The sequence below is a fragment of the Paraburkholderia sp. RL17-373-BIF-A genome, from assembly GCF_046030175.1.
Taxonomy (GTDB): Bacteria; Pseudomonadota; Gammaproteobacteria; order Burkholderiales; family Burkholderiaceae; genus Paraburkholderia.
The window spans coordinates 1-6,601 of record NZ_JARESO010000128.1 but is presented as its reverse complement, the minus strand read 5'-3'; the positions used below and the strand labels follow the sequence as shown (position 1 = coordinate 6,601).

Sequence of the window (6,601 nt, the reverse complement as noted above, 5' to 3'; positions counted from 1 at the left end):
TATCGCGCGTTCAGCGGCGTTGTTGTCGATTTCGACGCCGCCATCATCGACATACGGCGTCAGCGCCGCCCACTGATTCAGCGCGTAGTTGATGGCTTTGGCGGTATCGCCTTTCTGCGACACCGTGCTCAATGTCGAACGCAGCCAGATCTCGAACGCATCGAGTAACGGACGCGCCTGCTCCTGCCTGACACATCGTCGCTCGTCGGGTGGCTTGCCTCGAATCGCGGCCTCGATCGCGTACAGTTCGGCGATCCGGCGCAACGCTTCAGTGTTGACCTCGTTCCTGCGTGCGACGAACAGATCATGGAATTTGCGGCGCGCGTGCGCCATGCATGCAGCCTCGCGCACATCACCACCTTCGTAGATCGCGTTGTATCCCGCAAACGCATCAGCCTGCAACGTTCCCCTGAAGTCCTTCAGATGGGCTTGTGGATATTCACCAACTCGTGTGGGACTGTATGCGAACCAGACCGCCGGCGCCTCCTTCGAACCAGCCGGCCGGTCATCCCGAACGTACGTCCAGAGCCGGGCGGTACGGGTCTTGCCGTTCCCAGGCTCGAGCACCGGTACCGGCGTGTCGTCAGCGTGGATCGTCGAGGCCGCCATCACGTACCGTCGAATGACATCTACGAGTGGTCGGAGCAACGCACTGCACTGGCCGACCCAGTCCGCGAGTGTCGAACGGCTGAGCTCGACACCGTCGCGGGCGTAAATCACTGACTGCCGATACAGGGGAAGGTGGTCGCAGAATTTGCCGACCAGAACGTGTGCGAGCAACCCGGGGCCCGGCATGCCGCGATCGATTGGCCGGCTGGGCGCGGCGGCTTGCACAATGCAGTCGCAACAGGTACAGGCCTTCTTGAGCCGCCGGTGACGGATCACCCGCCAATGCCCCGGTACATAGTCGAGTTGCTCGGCAACGTCCTCGCCAAGGTCACCAAGTGCTCCGCCACATTGCGGACAGCACGCATCATCGGGCTGGTGAACAACGTCTTCACGCGGCAGGTGCTCCGGCAGTGGTTTGCGTCCTGTCGGATTGCCGGCTTCAGGGCGGGGCCGCTTCGGTGCGTCGACCGCCGCCGCGCCGTCGTCGGCCTGCAGATCTTCGAGGCGTAGTTCCAACTGTTCGATCTGGCGATCAATCTTCTCCGACTTGCGTCCGAACTGCATGCGCTGGAGCTTCGCGATCCACAGCTTCAGGTGCTCGATCTCGAGCGCCCGGTCGGAGGGCGTCTTCTGGAGCGTCGTCACGGTGTCGCGCAGATTCGCAACATCATCTTCGCGCTCGCGTAACGCTGCCTCACGCGCCAACACGAGTGCCTTCAAGGCCTCGATGTCGTCCGGAAGGGTAGCGTCGCTGGATGCCATGCAGGCAGTTTACGCGCGTGCATTGCGCTACGCGCGCGTTGTCACATACGTTTACAAAGCGCTGCGGGGTCGGGTTGCTTCGACAGGCTGTCGCCAGTCGAATCCTTCGAGCAGAAGGCCGAGTTGCGCACTGGTCAGCGAAACAACACCGCCGTCAGCACGAGGCCAGGCAAAGCGCCCACGCTCCAGGCGTTTGGCGAACAGGCATAGCCCACCGTCACGCCAGTACAGGCATTTGATGAGGTCGCCACGTTTGCCCCTGAACACGAAGATGTGGCCAGAGAATGGATCCTTCGCCAGTACGGTCTGCACCTTCGCGGCTAGGCCGTCGAAGCCACAGCGCATATCCGTAAATCCGGCGGCAACCCAGATTCGCGTGTTAGCCAGCGGACCGATCATCGGCTCAGGCACTGGATCACCACGCGCAGCGTGTCGGGATCAACACTCCCTTCAACGTGCACGTCCCCTCGTGGCAACTGAATCCGGATTATGCCAGGCGACGGTGCTGCCGGCGGACATGCCGCCGCCTCGTCGACGCTGCTATCGTTGACCTCGTTCACGGTGACTGGCAGCAAGGCGCATTCGCGTCCGTTCACGCCAAGTCGCCCATCCAGATACTGCTTGCGCCAGTCGAACACCTGATTCGCGTTCACTTCGTGACTGCGTGCAATCTCCGCCACCGAACGCCCACTGGATAACGTCTCTTCGACGATCTGGCGTTTCTCGTCCACGGTACGCCGGCGATACTTCCGGGCGCCTTTGACTTCGGTGAATTCGGTCACTGTGTCCATGATTCCCTTGTGGACACAGTCACATTTGTGCCCCGGGAAAGCATGGCGTCGCCTTCATCGGGCGTCTATACGGTCACGGTCGGACGGTTACGAATGATCCGCCTCGAAGCCACGCCCAGCAATCATCTTTCCAAGATCGCGCGGGCTAGGCGAGTACGCGAGTACGCGCACGCACAGCGCACAGACAGCAGCATCACGTTCACCAGGTCGCGCAGTTCGTCGTAGCCATCGTCGGTTTGCCGCTTTCATCCGGCGGAACCCGAGGCGCGCAGGAGCTAACGCATCGAGAGCGCTCCGACCGCGCCCTCGCACAACCCGAACCCAGACGCGGACATCGTCGGTGGATCCCGGCCGTCGCGATGCGGCTACGCTCGCCCTCAGTTCCAAGTAATTCTATTCAATGTGACAGATCTACCGCTTACGAACATTCCGTCAAGCGCGTCGAGGAACTATTGCCATGGATTGTTACCGGTCAGCTTAACTACGAGGTCGCCTAACTCGAGGCGACGCGTTCCACTGTTCGACATCAACATATTGTCAACAACGGTTGCTGTCGGACGGTTACGCAACCCTGTGGCAGCGTTTGTACCTCACTGACGACCGACCTCCTATCTAGAAAAAAACAGGGAACGCTTCAGCTTGCAAAGAAACTGGTGGATCTGTGGATTCGAGTAAGGGATGCCCGGGACGAGCCCGGCAAAATCGTAGTTAGGATGGCGCTCCGCGAACTCGAGTGCGCGTTGAATGCCGGCCCGCTCGCCAGGTGCGTAAGATTCAAGGAACCGCGAAGCCTCGTCTGCGTCAAGTCCAGCGAACGACAGCGGTTCGTGCATGCCATCCATAATGGCGACCGGGATCCTCAAGAACAACGGAAAATTCTGGGGAGGATTCATATTCAGACTTCAGTCGAAGAAATGAATGCTCCGGCACCAAGACGCCGGAACCTGTCGACAACTTGCTGGTGTTGTCCGACCGTCGGCCGATAGTGGCCGCTGTTTCGCGTAACTCTCTTGAGCCGACCATTAACGACTTCCAACGTACCCGCGCCGGCGACCGGCGCCCCGGCCAAGAAGGACGAGTGATGAAATTTGCCAACTATCTCGTTACACGAGGCGAAGATGCGCCCGTCGTGGTCCATGACGAATATTGCCCCGCCTGATCGCGTGGTGTCGAAGAGTTTACCGTCCGCAATGTGTAGAAGGCCGCTGTTGTCGACGGTTAGCTCAAACTTCGCTCGTTCCGCTGGCGAGAGGTAGCGCACCTTCGTGCCCCACACAAGTCCTTTTTCCTCGCCCACGTACACTGACAACATCCCCGCCCGCTTGGCATAAAGCGCCTTTGTCGGCGCTGGACAGACGCCCGACCGCTCGGCAATGTGAGGGTCGGCGTCACGTTTGGAGAAACTCTTGATGGGTTCGTTCAGTTCATCCTTGAGGCGAGCATGAAACTCGCCCATGCTCATCCGCCGAAGTGTCACACACGGATCATCACGATCATCACCAAAATGAACCACTATATTTCGACATTTCTCATGATCATCCGTCAGACCATCAATCTCCCGAATATGCACTGGATGTCCGTTTATAGCAAACGATGTGTAAGTATCGTCGTAATTCCCCTCCGAAGTCATCATCCATTGATCAATGGTCTCTCAACAATTCCTCGACCGCCGCCATTTTGCGATCTAGAAACTCCGTTCTAGCAACAGCATAAATTCCAAAGGTCAACATTGAAAGAATCAGGTCTTTGAATCGCCATGCATTGTCAACATCTCCGCTTCGCAAGACGATGTTCCGATGTGTGGCGACGGAGCGGTCGTCGGCATTTGCGAACCCAGCGAAAGCTCTAACAAGAGTATTGGATGTTACCGTCGACGACATATATGGGGTCTCTAAATTATCATATCCATTACCTTGATGCCGGAAAGGATGATGTGGCAAAACACAACTCCTGAAGCTCATAATCGATTTGAGAATACGTCTGTAGCCCGTTGATCGGCTCCACGGTGTCGTTCAGGTATCTGCTCTGCCGCGATCTTGATGGGCGTTTCTCGCGCGGCATTGATCGCCAAGGCGGTCAGATCCGCGCCACCCGGGTCCACAGTAATCATCGCGGGGGCGTTCCGGTCGAAGGCTCTCACTAAGTAGCGACCCGCACTGCCGCCTTGCTCAGTGCGCGCGCAACTGGAAATCGGCGGTGTAGCGGCCCTTGTCCACGGTGCTATACAGCAAATTCCAACTGCATGGATCCTGACATGGCGGTGGGTAGACTCGGGGAGGTTCCCAAGAGTCTCTCGCATAGTCGTGCGTTACCTCACGATTTACACTGTTCCTGCTTCCCAACCTGCACCCCCAGATACTGTGTGCGAACCGTCGCGGGTACGCGACGTACCAGCGCACGCGCAGCGTGGCTATGTCCAACGGGCAGTGCAACTGCTTGAGCGCCTTCGTCGCCCGTCAGGCAGCGTCTTGCCGAGCGCAGATCCATCCCACCGATTCAGTCCCCCTCAGCTTTCCTTTTCTCGGGACCGCCCCGCCAAGAATCGTGTCGCTCCAGATCACATCTCTTAGGTCCGATTCAGACAGGTCCCAGCCGCTCGGGTTCGTCCCTATGAGGTCCGCTCCGCTCAGATCCACGATCTCCCGTCGTGGCGACTCTTGCTTGGCAGGCGGGACACCATTAGCGATCTCTGTAGGGGTAGTCGCGTGCCGAACAACTTCCTGCTCAAGAACTGCCCGCAACGGATCAAGCGTGCCATCACGGATCGCAGAGGAGTCAGAGATCGCGTCTGTTGCTAGAGTAATCCGGTACTGTGCCATTCTTCCTTGCATCTTCAAGAACCGTCAGCTATCCGCCATGCAGCAACGGCACTGAGACGGTGCGCTCGCCGCAACGCTCCTCAGCGGATGCTGCTCGATCGAGGACGTTTCTTGTGAAGGTCCACTACCGCCCGCCTCACGGCATTTTCTTTCTGGCTGCCCAGGAACGACCCGGCCTAGGAACGTCTATTGAAGAACGCCCGACCAACGCTTGTGCGTCACAGCAGACTTAACGACGGCGACTTAGGTTTTACGCTGGTCCAAGCATGCTCGCATCTGCAGTTGTACGCATTCTCAATTCTTCCGACATTTTCGAAAAATTGCATCATCAAGTGGCCCCGGACTTCACCGTTCTGTCGGCAATGTCAAGTCGACTGCGCGAGCGGGTAAAAATGGCGCAATGGAGAAATAGGTCGCCCTTTTGCGGTTTCGTTTCCCGGCATCGGTCAGCAGCTGCGGTGCGTTGGTACAACGACTTTGACCTGGACCGGCACATCGACGGAGAGTGGGAAACACCGATGACGATTCGCCAGAACAAATATGTTAACAACATCGTCGAGCAGGACCATCGCGCCATCAACCGCAGTTCAGACCCGCGAGGAGCTTCAAAAAGGACTTGCGGTGCGCGTGCATCATTGTGTCCGGCACGATGTCATGCATATGATCAAGAAAGGGCAGATAAATGACTTCGGCGTTCAGCGCAAGGCGTGCCGACCAGTCCTTGTCGTATCGGGGCATGCTCGACCACCATCGCTATTGCGCGGAACGCTATCAACCAGCCTCGAAATGAAAGAAGATCCGGCACGGCTCGATATTCCCGACTCGGTGGACAGCGTGGGTGCAAACAGCGGACGAACTCTTGACACGATCAGCTCAAACCTGATGGTTGATTCTTTTTTCGAAAGATTGAGGCGGCCCGAAGGTGTAGTCTGGGGTAACTTCATCTGGCAAGATGCTAGGCGGGCTTGCGCGGCGTGTTCCCTCGGAGGAGCGACAGACGGAAGCGATTGGCACGGCTCCCCACATTTCGAAATTCAGATAGAGACGGCAAATGACAATAACTTCCTCCACCATCTCAAGGGCGTTTTTGAATGGCTCCTTCGTCGGCGGAGCAGACAGCTGTAACGGCATGGTTGCAAAGTCCGCCTCCTATGGCAACCCTAATGGTATCCGGGAGATTATCCTCTCGATCGTCACCGTCGGGATCTATTCCCTTGTCAAAGCATCAGAGATGGAACGGAAAGCACGCGAGATGGAGCAGGCCATAAAGGACCTCAACCGGCAAATTGGCGAGAATCCCGACTGCTACTATGCGAAGGTGTGTGTCGATGGCAAGTCGCTGGAAATTGAGGAAAGTTATAGCAGCCACACCGGTCGAGCGTATTTGTGTATCTACTTAGACTCACGGGAAGTCGGCAGGCTTGAAAATACCAACTTCACATCACTCAAACAATGTCTGGAGGAAGAGATTGACCGGATTAAGCCGGCGTATGTCAGTCTGTAGAGATTCCGAAGATGGCGGGTACGAAACGTACTGTGGCCGTGCGACGCTGAGAAGTATGCATCTGGAACCGTTGCAAAGGGAAACGAACAAAGATTGCTTGCCCACGGGAATTTATC

6 protein-coding genes and 1 pseudogene are annotated in these 6,601 nt (G+C 57.4%); 2 read left to right on the top strand and 5 right to left on the bottom strand.

The genetic code is table 11. The features are described 5' to 3' along the window. The 5 genes from tnpC to P0D80_RS47960 form a co-directional block, all read right to left on the bottom strand. Window positions 1-1,371: IS66 family transposase (gene tnpC / locus P0D80_RS47980; protein WP_408295237.1), on the bottom strand; the 1,371-nt coding region annotated here is incomplete at its 3' end. Window positions 1,372-1,422: 51 nt separating this feature from the next. Continuing rightward, window positions 1,423-1,770, bottom strand: a complete 348-nt coding sequence (gene tnpB, locus P0D80_RS47975) for an IS66 family insertion sequence element accessory protein TnpB (RefSeq protein ID WP_408295234.1) — start codon at window positions 1,768-1,770, stop codon at window positions 1,423-1,425. Further along, entirely contained in the window at window positions 1,767-2,162 is a 396-nt protein-coding gene (tnpA, locus tag P0D80_RS47970; protein ID WP_408295231.1) for an IS66-like element accessory protein TnpA, read from the bottom strand. Before tnpA ends, tnpB begins: the two co-directional genes overlap by 4 nt. Before the next feature lie 608 nt (window positions 2,163-2,770). Next, on the bottom strand, window positions 2,771-3,055 hold the full coding sequence (locus P0D80_RS47965) for a hypothetical protein (protein WP_408295228.1): 285 nt from the start codon (window positions 3,053-3,055) through the stop codon (window positions 2,771-2,773). 2 nt (window positions 3,056-3,057) lie between these two features. After that, complete coding sequence (locus P0D80_RS47960; RefSeq protein ID WP_408295225.1) at window positions 3,058-3,795, bottom strand: IQM protein middle domain-containing protein; 738 nt, start codon at window positions 3,793-3,795, stop codon at window positions 3,058-3,060. Between the two features lie 1,698 nt (window positions 3,796-5,493). Here P0D80_RS47960 and P0D80_RS47955 point away from each other — a divergent pair. Beyond that, a pseudogene (locus tag P0D80_RS47955) lies at window positions 5,494-5,674 on the top strand (DDE-type integrase/transposase/recombinase); the annotation flags it as partial. Between the two features lie 358 nt (window positions 5,675-6,032). After that, window positions 6,033-6,485 (top strand): hypothetical protein, encoded by a 453-nt coding sequence (locus tag P0D80_RS47950; RefSeq protein ID WP_408295239.1) that lies wholly within the window; start codon window positions 6,033-6,035, stop codon window positions 6,483-6,485. The last annotated feature ends 116 nt before the right edge of the window (window positions 6,486-6,601 follow it).

What these genes read in the sequence shown, in the direction of transcription:
- tnpA (WP_408295231.1), bottom strand. Translation starts at nt 2,162, where the DNA reads ATGGACACAGTGACCGAATTCACCGAAGTCAAAGGCGCCCGGAAGTAT.
- P0D80_RS47960 (WP_408295225.1), bottom strand. Translation starts at nt 3,795, where the DNA reads ATGATGACTTCGGAGGGGAATTACGACGATACTTACACATCGTTTGCT.
- P0D80_RS47965 (WP_408295228.1), bottom strand. Translation starts at nt 3,055, where the DNA reads ATGAATCCTCCCCAGAATTTTCCGTTGTTCTTGAGGATCCCGGTCGCC.
- P0D80_RS47950 (WP_408295239.1), top strand. Translation starts at nt 6,033, where the DNA reads ATGACAATAACTTCCTCCACCATCTCAAGGGCGTTTTTGAATGGCTCC.
- tnpB (WP_408295234.1), bottom strand. Translation starts at nt 1,770, where the DNA reads ATGATCGGTCCGCTGGCTAACACGCGAATCTGGGTTGCCGCCGGATTT.